Below are 14,571 nucleotides of genomic sequence, written 5' to 3'. Positions count from 1 at the left end.
CTTGCCGCGAGCATGCAGCACCCGCAGCGCCCCGAGCGCGGTGCCGACCGCGGTGGTGGCCAGCCAACCGGTGTTGCAATGCGTCAGCACCCGCAGCGGACGATCGGGACACAGCCGCTGCACCAGGTCGGCGGCATGGGTGGCAAGCATCCGGTTGACCCGCGCGTCCTCGGCCAGCATCTGCTGGGCCTCGGCGAGGACGGCATCCGGGCCCGCGGGCAACGTGGCCAGCGCTCGTCGCACACCCCAGGCCAGGTTCACCGCGGTGGGCCGGGCCGATGCGATCCGGGCGGCTTCCGTCGTCGTCGTGTCGGTGTCGCCGACGTGCGTGTACGCCGCCAGCGCCACACCGAACGCGCCGGCCACCCCCAGTGCCGGCGCACCCCGGATGGCCAGGGTCTTGATCGCGTCGATGAGCTCGTCGACGCCGGTGATCCGCAGCCAGCGCAACTCGCCCGGCAGCAGGCGCTGGTCAATGGCCAGCAATGCGCCGTCGGCCCAGGTGATCGAGCTTTCCGCCACCGCCTCGGATCGCGACTCCAGTGTGGTCACACACCCCATCCAACCCCGACTGCGAGCCCGCGGCCAGAATTCTTAACAGGACAACCAGGCAGATCTGGCCGACAATGAGCCGATGCGACTGTCTCTTGCACTTGCCGCCGTGGCCACCATGGTCGGTCTGGCCGTGCCGGCGCTGGCTGACCCGCCGCCACCGAGCGTGCCGGACAACCCGGCAGCCGACGCGACGTTCCTCGACTCACTCAACAAGGCCGGCATGACGTACACCAATGGCTCGAGCGCCATCGCGGCCGGGAAGATGGCTTGCGACCTGATGAACTCGGGCACGTCGGAAAAGGACGTCGTCGACAAGTTGAGCATGCTCAATCCGGGTTTGAATTCCGGCGGCGCGATGAAGTTCGCGGCGCTGGCATCGAGCGCCTACTGTCCGGACTACCTGAACAAGTCCAGCACGCCGACGAAAAGTGCTTCGCCGTTCCCAGGCGTCGGCGGGCGCTAGAGGTACTTGCTCCCCCGGGTGGACTCGAACCACCAACCCTTCGGTTAACAGCCGAATGCTCTGCCAATTGAGCTACAGGGGACTACCTGGTGTCCGCGGCACATCGGCGCGGATCGCTGGAGACTCTAGCGTACTGGCTTGTGCGCGCCCAACCTGACCGATCGCCCGCCGGGAGGCACCGAACCGCGGCCATGGGGCAGGATGGACGCAGAGACGCAAACCTCGGAAGGGACCGTTTTGATCCGTTACGTCATCGTGCTGGCAGTGGGCTATGTGTTGGGCACAAAGGCCGGTCGGCGCCGTTACGACCAGATCGTCGGCACCTACCGCGCCCTGACCAGCAGCCCCGCCGCCAAGTCGATGATCGAAGCGGGACGGCGCAAGGTCGCCAATCGCGTGTCGCCGGACGCGCGGATGGTGACGCTGACCGAGATCGACGATGCGACCGCCGTGGTCGAGCGCGAGGCGCCCAATCGTTAAGCGGTGAGATCGTCGCCGCTGGCCTGCTCCAGCAGACTGCGGCGGTAGCCCTCCATCGCGACCAGATCGCCGAACAGCGCGTGATACTCGTCGCTCTGCTCCACCGGCGACATCCGCTGCAACTTGGACTTGACATCCGCGATCTGCCTGCCGACCCACACCTCTTGCAGACGGGCCAGCACGCCGGCGATGTAGCGCGGCAGTTTCTCGTCGTCGTCGACCCGGATGGCTTCGACGCTAAGCTCGCTGATCAGCACAGCGGCGGCCGGAGAGAGCGCTTTCTGGCGCACTGCGTCGAGCCATTCGGCCCCGATGATGCCGGCCGCGGTGCCGCCGGCGGCTTCGATGGCCGTCCACACCGCGGCGTACCCGCGATGGGTGAAGCTCTCGACGGTGAGCGTGTCGAACACCGGTCCGGCCAGCGCGGGATACTGCAGGGCCGACTTGAGCGCCTCGCGCTGCGGCCACAGCGTGGGATCCTTTGGGTTGGGAAGGGATTCGGCCGTCGCGCGCAGTTCGCCGGCCCCTGGCATGGCGACGGGTCGACGGGGTTTGCCGCGACCTTGCGCCGTCGGGCTTTTCGCTTGTTCGCGGGCTCGGCCGATGACCTGTGCGACGTCGGCCCAGCCGACCCAGCCGGCGAGTTGCCGCGCGTACTCGTCACGCAGCGTCGGGTCCTTGATCTGGGCGACGATCGGCACACAACGCTGCAGCGCGGATACTCGGCCCTCGGCGCTGTCCAAATCGATGTCGTTCAGCGTTGTGCGAATGGCGAACTCGAACAACGGAGTTCGTCGCGCCACCAGATCGCGCAGTGCGCCGTCACCGGATGCCAACCGAAGGTCGCACGGGTCCATGCCGTCGGCTGCGACCGCGACGAAGGACTGACCGGCCAGTTGCTGCTCACCGGAGAACGCCTTGAGCGCCGCTGCCTTGCCCGCCTCGTCGCCGTCGAACACATAGATGAGCTCACCGCGAAAGAAGTTGTCGTCCATCATGAGTCGGCGCAGCATGGCCAGGTGTTCGTCACCGAACGCGGTGCCGCAGGATGCCACCGCGGTCTTCACCCCGGCCAGGTGCATCGCCATCACATCGGTGTAGCCCTCGACGACGACGGCTTGATGCCCCTTGGCGATCTCGCGCTTGGCCAGGTCGATGCCGAACAGCACCGACGACTTCTTGTACAGCAAGGTCTCCGGCGTGTTCACGTACTTGGCTTCCATCGGATCGTCGTCGAACAGCCGTCGCGCGCCGAACCCGATCACCTCGCCGGCCGACGACCGGATCGGCCAGAGCAGCCTGCGGTGGAATCGATCCATCGGGCCACGGCGACCCTCTCGCGACAAGCCCGCCGCCTCGAGTTCTTTGAATTCAAAACCCTTGCGCAGCAGGTGTTTAGTCAGCGAATCCCAGCCCGACGGCGCAAAGCCGCAGCCGAAGTGACGCGCGGCGTCGCCGTCGAAATTCCGCTCGGTCAAGTACTTTCGCGCGAGCTGGGCCTCCGGCGATTCCAGCGCCGCCGCGTAGAACGCCAGCGCCTCGGCGTTGGCGGCGAGCAGCCGACTGCGACTCCCCCGGTCGCGCTGGACATTGGTGGCCGCGGCCCCGGTGTAGCTGATCGTGTGCCCGATCCGGTCGGCCAGCAGCTCGACGGCCTCCACAAAGCTCACGTGTTCGATCTTCTGGACGAAGGCATACACGTCGCCGCCTTCGCCGCAGCCGAAGCAATGGAAGTGGCCGTGGTTGGGCCGCACGTGAAACGACGGCGACTTCTCGTCGTGAAAGGGACAGAGGCCCTTCATCGAATCCGCGCCCGCCCTGCGCAGTTGGACGTAGTCGCCGACAACATCCTCGATGCGGACTCGCTCGCGGATGGCGGCGATATCGCGATCGGAGATACGGCCGGCCATCGGCTCAGTGTAGAGCCGTCTGGTCCGCGGGCCCGCCGGATTACCCGGTGCCGATCACACCGCAGGCGAGTCGCTTCTCGGCATCGGGGCTGCCCTCGGCGCCGTGCACCAGGAGCGCCGTCTTGCTGCCGGCCAGTAGGTCGTCCCGGGTGAACGCGTCGCTGGTGGTCACCAGGTAGGCGGCGCCGTCTTGACGCACCTCCAAGGGGTCGAGGTCACCGCTCATCGGCTCCCCGGTGTGGCCGGGCGCCTGGTAGTGCATGCCCGCCGACAGGAAGTCGCCGCGCTGATCGGGCATCATCGGGTCGACCGAGTTCGGCTCGCACTTGCCGACGCCGTGGATATGCATGTTGTGGAATCCCGGTGCCAGGATGTGGTCGGCCGTCGTCTTGACGGTGACGGTGGCGTAGCCGTTGGCGAATTCGAACGTGGCAGTGGCCACCGACCGTCCGTCCGCGGTGTGCAGTTCAGTGCTGAGCGTTTGCGCACCTGGCGCAGCGCTCGTGGAACTCGCGGTGGACGACGGGTGATGCGAGCTACAGGCGCTCAGTGCGGCGACTGAAAATGCGGCGACAACAAGAGTGGGCTTGACCATGAAAGGGAGCGTAGTCCTGAGCCTCAGGCCTGCGCGGCCTCGATTCGTTCCAGTCGTCCCTCGGTGTAGGAGGCGACCTGGTCGACGATCACGCGTAGCCGCCCACCGTCGTCGGCGGCGGCGTTGAAGGCCGGGATGAACACCGGGTCAAGGGTGTTGGGCGCTCCGGCCAGTAGCGCATGCGCCACCCGATGGACCCGTTCCCGTTGCCGCGCCTGGATATCCTGGTGTCGCGGATCCGACATGATGAACTGCAAGGCCAGCGTCTTGAGCAGGGCAACCTCGGCGCGCACGACCTCCGGCACGGACAGCTCGGCCCGATAGCGAGCCAGCGGTCCGGGTCCGGCGACCGCACGGGTGGCCGCGATCGCCGCCGACGCGAACCGGCCCACCAGCTCACTGGTCAATCGCTTGAGCGACACCGCGGCCGACAGCGTCGCGTCGTACTTGCCGACCGCGGCCACGACCGGGAGCCCCGACAGCCGAAGCGCGGCGGCGGCCAGGTCGTCGGCATGTACGCCGGCGAAGTCGCGCTCGCCGAGCTTGGCCAGCTCGATGGCTTCGTCGTCGTCGGCGAGCACGCGAAGGTCGATGCGTCCGGAGACCACACCGTCCTCGACGTCGTGCACCGAATAGGCGACGTCGTCGGCCCAATCCATGACCTGGGCCTCGAGGCAGGGCCGATCTGCGGGTGCGCGGTCGCGCATCCACTCGGCGGCGCCGCGGTCGCTGTCGTAGAAGCCGAACTTGCGTCGATGCTTGTCCCGCGACCATGGATATTTGGTGACCGCGTCCAGCCCGGCCCGGGTCAGATTCAGGCCGACGCTATGCCCGTGCAGGTCAAGAACTTTGGGCTCCAGGCCGGTCAGGATCCGGAAGTTTTGCGCATTTCCCTCGAAGCCGCCGTACGCCGTCGCGAACTCGTCAAGCGCCTGCTCACCGTTGTGGCCGTAGGGCGGGTGGCCGATGTCGTGGGCCAAGCCGGCCATGTCGACGAGGTCGGGATCGCAGGCCAGTTCGATCGCCATCCCCCGGCCGATCTGGGCCACCTCCAACGAATGCGTAAGCCGGGTACGCGGAGTGTCCCCTTCCCGCGGCCCCACGACCTGGGTCTTGTCCGCGAGCCGTCGAAGCGCGGCGCTGTGCAGAACCCTGGCGCGATCCCGGGCGAAGTCGGTGCGGCGCTGACCGTCGGTGCCCGGCAAGCCCGCGATCTTCGGCGCCTCGGCCACCATCCGCTCGCGGTCGAAATCGTCGTAGGGATCTTGCTGAGTCATCGACGCCCAGTCTGCCAGCCGCAGGCAGCGGTGCCGCGCAGTGCACTGGATGGATTGCCCTGAGACCCGGCTCGCCGCCGGGCTAGATTGTCGAGCATGAGCACCTTCCGCCGCTCGGTCGCCGTGTTCATGGCGATGCTGATTACCACCCTCACTGGACTCATCGTGGCGCCCTCGGCCACCGCCCAGCCGCCGTTCCGGCTGTCCGGCTACATCACCGACAACATCGGCGCACTGAATGGCTCAAGCCGCGCGGCGATTCAGACGGCCGCCGGCAAGCTGTACTCCGATCGCCACATCCAGCTGTGGGTGGTCTTCGTCGACGATTTCTCCGGGCAACCGGCGGTGAGCTGGACGGAGAAGACCCGAGCCGCCAGCGATCTGGGCGATTTCGACGCGATACTCGCCGTGGCGACCGTCGACCATTCTTATGCGTTCCTGGTGCCCCACCGGGTGCAGACGATCAGCGGCAGTCAGGTCGACGATCTGCGACGCAACCAAATCGAACCCGCACTGCGCCGCGGCGACTGGAGCGGCGCGGCGGTCGCGGCGGCCATCGGCCTCGACCGGGGCCAGCAGTCGGCCAGCGCCGCGCCGCTGCTGATCGGGCTGGGCGTAATCCTGGTCGCGGCGCTGGCTCTGTATGTGTTCACCCGATACCGTCGGCGCCGGCGACGTGCCGCCGAGCTGGCCGCGGCGAGACGAGTCGACGCCACCGACCCCGATGCGTTGGCGGCATTGTCGTTGGGCGCGCTCGACGACCTGTCCCGGTGGAAGGTCGTCGACGTCGACAACGCGGTGCGCACCAGCGCCAACGAGCTGGCGCTGACCATCGAGGAGTTCGGCGAGCAGCGAACCCAGCCGTTCACCCGTGCGGTGGACAACGCCAAAGATGCTCTGTCCCAGGCGTTCACCGTGCGTCAACAGCTCGACGACGCGATACCCGAAACCCGGGCGCAGCGGCGCGAACTGCTGACCGAGGTGATCGTCGCCGCGGCGCGGGCCGATGTCGAACTGGAGTCGCAGCGGGAAGCCTTTGAGGAAATGCGCGATCTGGTGGTCAACGCGCCGTCACGCCTGGACGCACTGACCCAACAGGTCGTCGACCTGACCGCGCGCATCGCACCCGCTGAGCAACGAATGACCGAGCTGCACAACGAGTTCGACTCCGCGGCATTGGCTTCGGTGGCCACCAACGTGACGACGGCCAAGGACCGGCTGGCCTTCGCCGACCAGAACCTCACGCGGGCCCGCGCACTGGCGGCCAAGCCGGTCAGCGGCGAGCAGAGTGGTCTCGTCGACGCGGTGCACGCCGCGGAATCGTCACTGGGACAAGCCCGCTCGTTGCTCGACGCCGTGGACAGCGCCGCCAACGACATTCGGCACGCGGTCGCGACCCTGCCGTCCCTGATCGCCGACATCCAGACCGGCATCGAGCACGCAAATACCGCGCTGCAAAACACCCAGCAGGCCAAAGCACCACACCTGCGCGATCTGGCCAGCGCACGGACGGCCGCAGCCCATGCTCTCGACCTGGCCCGCACCAACGGTTCATCCGATCCGCTGGCCTCGTTCACCGGATTGACCAGAGCCAACGCCGACTTGACTGGGCTGCTGGCCACCGTCGCCGAGGAACAGGCAGCGGCCGAGCGGCTCACTCGGACGCTGGAACAGGCGTTGTTCACCGCGCAGTCGCGGGTGCACGCCGTGTCCGAATACATCGACAACCGCCGCGGCAGCATCGGACCCGAGGCGCGTACCCGGCTGGCCGAAGCGAGCCGGCAGATCGAAGCGGCACAGGACAAGAAACCGACCGACCTCAGCGAGGCGATCACCCATGCCAACAGCGCCGCATCACTGGCGGCGCAGGCTCAGTCGCTGGCCGAGGCCGACGTCCAGTCCGCGCAGCGCGCGTACGCCTCTCGCTACGGCAGCGGCGACCACATGGGCGCGATGATGGGCGGAATCATCATCGGCGACATGCTCGGCGGCGGATTGGGTGGCGGCGGGTTCGGCGGCGGTTGGGGCCCGACGTCGTTCGGCGGTTCATCCGACGGCGGCTTCATGGGCGGCGGCGGCCGGTTCTAGGACACACCGGGTTCTGCGCAAAATGGTGGACGCGGCAGCTCACCACGCCCTAGTGAGCCGCCGCGTCGACGTTCACCATCATATTGATCATGTGACCAATAGTGCCGAAAATCGCGAAAGTACTGAGACGAGTTTTCCAACCGTCGGTCTGCGCCGGCTAGCAAGCCCGCAGCCGCGAACCCAGATGGTCCGACGCCGCGTCGATGCCCACCCGCTTACTGCGTCATGGCGTCCCGTTCGCGCAACCGCGCGAACGGTGTCAAGGTCAGGTGGTCACCTCAGAAGGGGAACGGATCGGCGTCCACGATGGGAGGGGAGAAGAAGTTTTCCAATTGCAGCGGCAGGAAATTGCCGACATCTCCGCCGGCCGCCGTGAAAAAGTCGGTGTTGGCAGAGGTGGTGTCGGTGAGATTTGTGAGATCGCCAAAGTATTGAGTATTGCTATCGATAAAAGTGAAACCGCCTTCATTAACAAACCCGGGCATCAGGGGGTCATGGGCCTCGACGATGGTCGGGAGACTGAAATGAGGCGTCACCACGCCCGTCGTTTCATCGACCGTCGTGTAGTAATTGGTTGTGATCGTAAAGACGTTCGCACCCCCGGTACCAAGGAATTGTGTGAACGTGGACACGTCCTGACCGCCATACATATCGATGTCGTCGGCATAAGCAAAGGGCGTGGTGGGCGCCAGCCCGGCGGCGGCGAAAGCTGCCGCAGCGACGCCCAGAACCATTGTTGTCGCGCGACGACGTGATTCGTGGCTCATTGTTAGGCTCCAATCCTGCGATGCCGTGGGAATACCCGCGGTGTTGTGGCGATTGGGCGGCTTCAGATGCCGCCCAAAATTCCCTGCTTGCTAACCACAGATCGACCCCCCGCGCCCCCGCTTCCTGAGAGTGCGGTTCCCCGTAAAGGGACGCTACGCTTCACCTTTCATGCGAGTCAAGCAGGAAATTAAGGAATATTTCAGGTTTTTTTAAGGTAATTGACACCTTGTACAAATATGAGTACCCGGCTTGCCGCCTAATCGACATCTGGGATGAAACGCCAGCGTGTGCAGATTTTGTGGATGTCCCAAACATGTTGAGCCAGAAGCTTTTTGAAGCTACTTAGCAACCCCGCAGCCGCGAACCCAGGTACTCCGACACCGCGTCGATCGCCACCCGCTCCTGCGTCATCGCGTCCCGCTCCCGGATCGTCACGGCGTGGTCCTCAAGCGAGTCGAAATCCAGTGTCACGCAATAGGGCGTGCCGATCTCGTCCTGACGTCGGTAGCGCCGCCCGATCGCGCCGGCGTCGTCGAAGTCGACGTTCCAGCACTTGCGCAACTCGGCGGCCAGGTCGCGGGCTTTTGGGCTCAGGTCGGCGTGCCGAGACAGCGGCAGCACCGCGGCCTTCACCGGCGCCAGCCGCGGGTCCAGCCGCAACACGGTCCGTTTGTCCACGCCGCCTTTGGCGTTGGGCGCCTCGTCCTCGTGATAGGCGTCGATCAAAAATGCCATGAACGAACGGGTCAGCCCCGCCGCCGGTTCGATCACGTACGGCGTATAGCGAGTGTCGTTGGCCTGGTCGTAATACGACAGGTCGACACCGGAATGCTTTGCGTGCGTGGACAAGTCGAAGTCAGTGCGGTTGGCAACCCCCTCGAGCTCACCCCACGGGTTACCTGAGAAGCCAAACTTGTACTCGATATCGACGGTGCGGTCGGAGTAGTGGGACAACTTGTCTGCGGGGTGCTCGTAGAGCCGCAGGTTCTCCGGATCGATACCGAGGTCGGTGTACCAGGCCAGCCGGGTGTCGATCCAGTACTGATGCCACTCCGGCGCGGTCGCCGGCTCGACGAAGAACTCCATCTCCATCTGCTCGAACTCGCGGGTGCGGAAGATGAAGTTGCCCGGGGTGATCTCGTTGCGGAAGCTCTTGCCGATCTGGCCAATGCCGAACGGAGGCTTGCGGCGTGCGGTCGTCACGACGTTGGCGAAGTTGACGAAGATGCCCTGCGCGGTCTCGGGCCGCAGATAATGCAGCCCCTCTTCGGTCTCGATCGGACCGAGATATGTCTTGAGCATCATGTTGAATTCGCGCGGCTCGGTCCACTGGCCTTTGGTGCCGCAGTCGGGGCAGACGATCTCGCTCATCGGCACGTCGTCCGGTTGTCCGCCCTTCTTGAGGGCGTAGGCCTCCTGCATGTGGTCCTGTCGGTGCCGCTTGTGGCAGTTCAGGCATTCCACCAGTGGGTCGTTGAAAACCTCGACATGTCCCGAGGCGACCCACACCTCGCGCGGCAGAATGATCGACGAGTCCAGGCCGACGACGTCGTCGCGGCCGGTGACCACCGCGCGCCACCACTGCCGTTTGATGTTCTCCTTGAGCTCCACGCCCAACGGCCCGTAGTCCCACGCCGATTTGGTTCCGCCGTAGATCTCGCCGGCGGGATAGACCAGGCCGCGCCGTTTGGCGAGGTTGACGACGGTGTCGATGACGGACGCCACGAGGTGATGACTCCTGTTGTAGTGAAACGCGGACGATCCGTCATCGTAGCGATCCACCCCCGCTCTTTGACATGCGTGGTTATGCATGTGACAGTGGAGGCAGTATGTCCCTCTCATCCTCGACCGCAGCCGATGGCGACGAGCTGGTCGTCGAGCACCAGCACAGCGACTCCGCCGAGCTGCCGCCGCCACCGCCGCGCGAGATTCTCGACGCTGCCGGCGAGCTGCTGCGCGCGCTGGCCGCGCCGGTGCGGATCGCAATCGTGCTGCAACTGCATGTGTCCCAGCGCTGTGTGCACGAGCTGGTCGATGCGCTCGGCGTGCCGCAGCCACTGGTCAGCCAACACCTGAAGATTCTCAAGGCCGCGGGCGTGGTCGCCGGAGAGCGGTCAGGACGCGAGGTGCTGTACCGGCTGGCCGATCATCACCTGGCCCACATCGTGGTCGACGCCGTCGCGCATGCGGGCGAGGACAAGCCATGAGCGCTGCGTCCGGCGAAACCAAAGCCGGTGTGCGGTCCACTCGGCAGCGGGCGGCGATCGCGAGCCTGCTGGACACCCTCGACGATTTCCGCTCGGCTCAAGAACTCCATGACGAGCTGCGTCGGCGTGGCGAGAACATCGGGCTGACCACCGTATACCGCACGCTGCAGTCGATGGCCAGTGCGGGCATGCTCGACACGCTGCGCAACGACACCGGTGAATCGGTCTACCGGCGCTGCTCCGAACACCATCACCACCACCTGGTGTGCCGCAGCTGTGGGTCGACGGTGGAGGTCGGCGATCGTGAGGTCGAGGCGTGGGCCGCCGAAGTCGCGAGCAAGCACGGGTTCTGCGATGTCAGCCACACCATCGAGATCTACGGCACCTGCTCGGACTGTCGCCGCTGACGCGGCGCTATGCCGTTACCGCGCGCCGGATTTCGGCGCCTTTGTCGAGCACCATCAACGCCAGCGTGCGCAGCGCGTCGTCGTTGAGGCCGTTGCCCGGAAAGTTGTAGCGCAATATGACGTCTGCGGCCTTACCGGAATTACGTTTGGGCGACCCGTCGGCGGCCTTCTCCACCAACGTCACCGATCCCAGCAGGGTTGACTTCGACTGCTCGGCCACACTGTCGCGAATCTTCTTGGTCAACACGAGATCCCACGCCACCATCTGCGTCAGCGACACCAGATCGAGGTCCTCGCTGATCGTCACCACCCGCAGCGACGCGATGGTGCCGCCGTGGTGCACGGTCAGCGCTCCGTCGGATTCCTCCTCGACTGGCAGCACTTCGGAAAGCACCGTCAGCAACCGCTCCTGCAACGAGGGCATCAGTGTGGTCCCATTCCGCGGCGAGGAGGCGGGGTGCGATGTGCCCGCCTCTGAGCGACAACTAGCCGGGCGACGGTCGAAAATCGCTCGGAGGCGGGCAAAAAGACAAGTCCCTCGCCGTGCTCACGCCGGTTACCCATCACGCCGTCCCGAAACGTCGATGCCGCAACGCGTACTCCTCGCAGGCCGCCCACAGGTCGCGACGGTCGTAATCGGGCCAAAGGGTGTCCTGGAAGATGAACTCCGCGTAGGCCGCCTGCCACAACATGAAATTACTGGTCCGCTGCTCACCGGAAGTCCGCAACAGCAGATCCACGTCGGGAATGTCGGGGCGATGCAAGTGCCGGGCGACGGTCGCCTCGGTGACGCGTTCGGGGTTCAGCTTGCCCGCCGCTGCCTCGCGCGCGATATCCCTTGCAGCTTCCGTAATTTCGTTGCGGCCCCCGTAGTTGACGCAGTAATTCACCGTGATCACATCGTTGTTCAGGGTCAACTCCTCCGCGATCGCCAACTCGTTGATGACGCTGCGCCACAGGCGTGGACGCGAGCCCACCCAGCGAATCTTGACGCCCATCTCGTTGAGGTTCACCCGGCGACGGCGCACCACGTCGCGGTTGAATCCCATCAGGAAACGGACTTCGTCGGCGGAGCGCTTCCAGTTCTCGGTGGAAAAGGCGTACAGGCTGAGCCACTTTATGCCTATTTCGATTGCGCCGCAGACGATGTCGATGACGACCGCCTCGCCCATCTTGTGGCCTTCGACGCGCGGCAGCCCGCGCTGGGTGGCCCAGCGGCCATTGCCGTCCATCACGATGGCGATGTGATTAGGCAGCTGCTCGGCCGGGATCCGCGGTGCGGCCGCCTTGGAGATGTGCTGCGGCGGTCGGCGGGGCCCGCCGTCGGGTGAGGGCGGCAACACGGGGAAAACCACCGGCCACGTGGACGTGTCAGGAAAGACCGGATAGTCGTCGGGCGCCGGGGCGAGCTGCGGGAAGTCGGACTTCCGCTTGCGCTCAGCCCTTCGCTCTGAGCGGCTCACCCGGCTCGTCTCCACGCGCCACATCCTGCCTGACCAGAGCTACCCGACGGTCCAGGAGGCTCTGATCGATCACATCGACCCGTCGGATCCGCTCGACCAACGGCAGTGTTCGCAGCTGCCGCTCCAGATGCCATTGCAGGTGAGCGGCCACCAATCCGCTGACCTGACTGCGGGCCGATTGCGGCGCACCCTCCGCGGCTTCCCAATCGCCGTCGCGCAGCGCTGCCATCAGATCCAGCACGCCCAGCGGCGGTGTCGTCGCACCGGCCGGACGGCAGTAGTTGCACACGCTGCCACCCGCGGCGACGTGAAACGCCCGGTGCGGGCCCGGTGTCGCGCAGCGCGCGCATTCGGTCAGTGCCGGAGCCCACCCGGCGATGCTCATCGCGCGCAGCAGATACGCATCGAGCACCAGCTCGCGGGGTCGGCTGCCGTCGGCCACCGCCCGCAGCGCACCAACCGTGAGCCGATGTAATTCGGGGGCGGGTGCCCGCTCCTCGCCGGCCAGGCGCTCGGCGGTTTCCAGCATCGCGCACGCGCTGGTGTAGCGGCCATAGTCGCTGACGATGTCGGTGGCGAACGCGTCAAGCGAGACGACCTGCGTGACGATGTCCAGGTTGCGGCCCGGGTGCAGCTGCACATCGATATGCGCGAACGGTTCGAGTCGCGCGCCGAACTTGCTGCGAGTGCGGCGCACACCTTTGGCCACCGCGCGGACCAGCCCGTGGTCGCGGGTGAGCAGGGTGACGATCCGGTCGGCTTCGCCGAGCTTGTGCTGGCGCACCACCACCGCTCGATCCCGGTATAGCCGCATAGATATCAGTTTGTCATCACGTCGCGACGGCACCCGGCGCACGCGCCGATAATGTCGGTACCGATGAGTAACTCGCCCGATCGCCGCTTCCCGACGTTGACCGACCAGCTCTACCAGTTGGCCGGCGGTGAGGTGACCTCTGCCGAGCTGGTACGTCGCTCGCTGCACGCTATCGGCCTCAGCCAATCGACGCTGAACGCCTTCCGGGTGGTGCTCACCGAGCCGGCGCTGGCCGACGCCGCCGCGGCCGACCGGCGGCGCGCCGCCGGCGACCAGTCACCCCTGCTGGGTGTGCCGATCGCGGTCAAGGACGACGTCGACATCGCAGGCCAACCAACCGCCTTCGGCACCTCCGGGTATGTGCCGCCGGCCACCCATGACGCCGAGGTGGTTCGCCGCCTCAAAGCCGCCGGTGCCGTGATCGTCGGCAAGACCAATTCCTGCGAACTGGGTCAATGGCCGTTCACCAGCGGACCCGGCTTCGGCCATACCCGTAACCCGTGGTCGCGCAGGCACACACCTGGCGGATCCTCCGGGGGTAGCGCGGCCGCGGTGGCCGCCGGGCTGGTCACCGCCGCGATCGGCTCCGACGGCGCGGGCAGCGTTCGTATCCCAGCGGCCTGGACCCACCTTGTCGGCATCAAACCTCAGCGTGGCCGCATCTCGACATGGCCGCTGCGCGAGGCATTCAACGGGATCACGGTCAACGGCGTGCTGGCCCGTACGGTCGCCGACGCGGCGCTTGTGCTCGACGCGGCGTCCGGCAACGTCGAGGGCGACCTGCACAAGCCGCGACCGGTGAAGGTGTCCGACCATGTCGGCATAGCACCCGGTCCCCTGCGCATCGCGCTGTCAACCGGGTTCCCGTTCACCGCTTTTCGAGCCCGCCTGCATCCGGAGATCAGGGCGGCGCTGGAATCGATGGGCGACCAGCTTCGGCTGCTCGGCCACAACGTCGTCTCGGGTAATCCCGACTATGGGCTGCGGCTGTCATGGAACTTCTTGTCGCGGTCCACATCCGGGCTGCTGGACTGGGCCGAGCGGTTGGGTGACGGTGTGGAGTGGGATCACCGGACGCTCTCCAACATGCGGATGGGCCGGCTGCTGTCACAACAGATATTGCGCACCGCCCGCGCGCACGAAGCCGCCGATCAGCGTCGGGTGGGTTCGATCTTCCGCATCGTGGACGTCGTGCTGGCGCCCACGACCGCGCTGCCTCCCCTACCGGTGCATGCCTTCGACCGGCTCAGCGGCTTGGGCACTGATCGCGCGATGATCGCGGCCTGCCCGGTGACCTGGCCATGGAATGTGCTGGGCTGGCCGTCCATCAATGTCCCGGCGGGCTTCACTTCCGAAGGCCTGCCGATCGGCGTGCAACTGATGGGCCCGGCCAACAGCGAACCACTGCTGGTATCGCTGGCGGCCGAGTTGGAAGCGCTGGGCGGCTGGGCGGCCAAACAACCCGCGGTGTGGTGGAACACCGCGACTGACACCGGCACGGACACGCCACCGGTTTCCAGCGGGCCTGCGCGGCGATAAGCCGC

At 66.3% G+C, this 14,571-nt stretch carries 14 protein-coding genes, 1 tRNA gene and 1 pseudogene; 6 read left to right on the top strand and 10 right to left on the bottom strand.

From position 1 onward, the window contains the following. Positions 1-552, bottom strand: a pseudogene (locus tag VGH54_RS27410) (bifunctional S-methyl-5-thioribose-1-phosphate isomerase/methylthioribulose 1-phosphate dehydratase); the annotation flags it as partial. A gap of 82 nt (positions 553-634) precedes the next feature. Here VGH54_RS27410 and VGH54_RS27405 point away from each other — a divergent pair. Beyond that, the gene (locus VGH54_RS27405; protein WP_331515274.1) at positions 635-1,018 is read left to right on the top strand and encodes a DUF732 domain-containing protein; all 384 of its coding nucleotides are present in this window, start codon (positions 635-637) and stop codon (positions 1,016-1,018) included. A gap of 9 nt (positions 1,019-1,027) precedes the next feature. On the opposite strand, the gene VGH54_RS27400 is transcribed toward VGH54_RS27405, so the two are convergent. Further along, a tRNA-Asn gene (locus VGH54_RS27400) sits at positions 1,028-1,100 on the bottom strand. Positions 1,101-1,255: 155 nt separating this feature from the next. Here VGH54_RS27400 and VGH54_RS27395 point away from each other — a divergent pair. Further along, a complete protein-coding gene (locus VGH54_RS27395) occupies positions 1,256-1,498 on the top strand; it encodes a hypothetical protein (protein ID WP_331515275.1) in 243 nt (80 codons plus the stop codon). Here VGH54_RS27395 and dnaG read toward each other — a convergent pair. From dnaG to VGH54_RS27380, 3 genes are read right to left on the bottom strand one after another with little or no spacing between them, the layout of a single operon-like run. Then, positions 1,495-3,408 carry a DNA primase gene (gene dnaG / locus VGH54_RS27390; protein WP_331515273.1) on the bottom strand — a complete coding sequence of 638 codons (1,914 nt, stop codon included), beginning with the start codon at positions 3,406-3,408 and terminating at the stop codon, positions 1,495-1,497. The two genes, VGH54_RS27395 and dnaG, sit on opposite strands and share 4 nt — an antisense overlap. 40 nt (positions 3,409-3,448) lie before the next feature. Then, positions 3,449-4,003 (bottom strand): superoxide dismutase family protein, encoded by a 555-nt coding sequence (locus VGH54_RS27385; RefSeq protein ID WP_331515272.1) that lies wholly within the window; start codon positions 4,001-4,003, stop codon positions 3,449-3,451. Positions 4,004-4,026: 23 nt separating this feature from the next. Beyond that, positions 4,027-5,280: a deoxyguanosinetriphosphate triphosphohydrolase gene (locus tag VGH54_RS27380; protein WP_331515271.1), complete on the bottom strand. Its 1,254-nt coding sequence runs from the start codon at positions 5,278-5,280 to the stop codon at positions 4,027-4,029. Positions 5,281-5,376: 96 nt separating this feature from the next. Here VGH54_RS27380 and VGH54_RS27375 point away from each other — a divergent pair, with 96 nt between their 5' ends. After that, entirely contained in the window at positions 5,377-7,368 is a 1,992-nt protein-coding gene (locus VGH54_RS27375) for a TPM domain-containing protein (RefSeq protein WP_331515270.1), read from the top strand. Between the two features lie 278 nt (positions 7,369-7,646). Here VGH54_RS27375 and VGH54_RS27370 read toward each other — a convergent pair whose 3' ends face one another. Together VGH54_RS27370 and VGH54_RS27365 are read right to left on the bottom strand one after the other, a co-directional pair. After that, positions 7,647-8,135 (bottom strand): hypothetical protein, encoded by a 489-nt coding sequence (locus tag VGH54_RS27370; RefSeq protein ID WP_331515269.1) that lies wholly within the window; start codon positions 8,133-8,135, stop codon positions 7,647-7,649. Positions 8,136-8,478: 343 nt separating this feature from the next. Continuing rightward, positions 8,479-9,918, bottom strand: coding sequence for a glycine--tRNA ligase (locus tag VGH54_RS27365; RefSeq protein WP_331515268.1), 1,440 nt, complete (start codon positions 9,916-9,918; stop codon positions 8,479-8,481). Positions 9,919-9,965: 47 nt separating this feature from the next. Here VGH54_RS27365 and VGH54_RS27360 point away from each other — a divergent pair, with 47 nt between their 5' ends. Further along, complete coding sequence (locus tag VGH54_RS27360) at positions 9,966-10,343, top strand: metalloregulator ArsR/SmtB family transcription factor (RefSeq protein WP_331515267.1); 378 nt, start codon at positions 9,966-9,968, stop codon at positions 10,341-10,343. Further along, positions 10,340-10,750, top strand: a complete 411-nt coding sequence (locus tag VGH54_RS27355; RefSeq protein WP_331515266.1) for a Fur family transcriptional regulator — start codon at positions 10,340-10,342, stop codon at positions 10,748-10,750. Before VGH54_RS27360 ends, VGH54_RS27355 begins: the two co-directional genes overlap by 4 nt. Positions 10,751-10,757: 7 nt before the next feature. On the opposite strand, the gene VGH54_RS27350 is transcribed toward VGH54_RS27355, so the two are convergent. The 3 genes from VGH54_RS27350 to recO all read right to left on the bottom strand — a co-directional run bounded on the left by VGH54_RS27350 (position 10,758) and on the right by recO (position 13,027). Further along, the gene (locus VGH54_RS27350) at positions 10,758-11,174 is read right to left on the bottom strand and encodes a hypothetical protein (RefSeq protein ID WP_331515265.1); all 417 of its coding nucleotides are present in this window, start codon (positions 11,172-11,174) and stop codon (positions 10,758-10,760) included. Positions 11,175-11,313: 139 nt separating this feature from the next. Continuing rightward, entirely contained in the window at positions 11,314-12,237 is a 924-nt protein-coding gene (locus VGH54_RS27345; protein WP_331515264.1) for a decaprenyl diphosphate synthase, read from the bottom strand. Further along, positions 12,188-13,027 carry a DNA repair protein RecO gene (gene recO / locus VGH54_RS27340; protein WP_331515263.1) on the bottom strand — a complete coding sequence of 280 codons (840 nt, stop codon included), beginning with the start codon at positions 13,025-13,027 and terminating at the stop codon, positions 12,188-12,190. The genes VGH54_RS27345 and recO overlap by 50 nt, the downstream gene beginning before the upstream one ends. Before the next feature lie 63 nt (positions 13,028-13,090). Between recO and VGH54_RS27335 the strand changes: the two genes are divergently transcribed. Further along, complete coding sequence (locus VGH54_RS27335) at positions 13,091-14,566, top strand: amidase (RefSeq protein ID WP_414688822.1); 1,476 nt, start codon at positions 13,091-13,093, stop codon at positions 14,564-14,566. Positions 14,567-14,571 lie beyond the last annotated feature (5 nt).

The organism is Mycobacterium sp. (genome assembly GCF_036488105.1).
Classification (GTDB): Bacteria; Actinomycetota; Actinomycetes; order Mycobacteriales; family Mycobacteriaceae; genus Mycobacterium.
The sequence above is the reverse complement of the archived record's forward strand: the minus strand, read 5'-3'. Positions and strand labels throughout refer to the sequence as shown.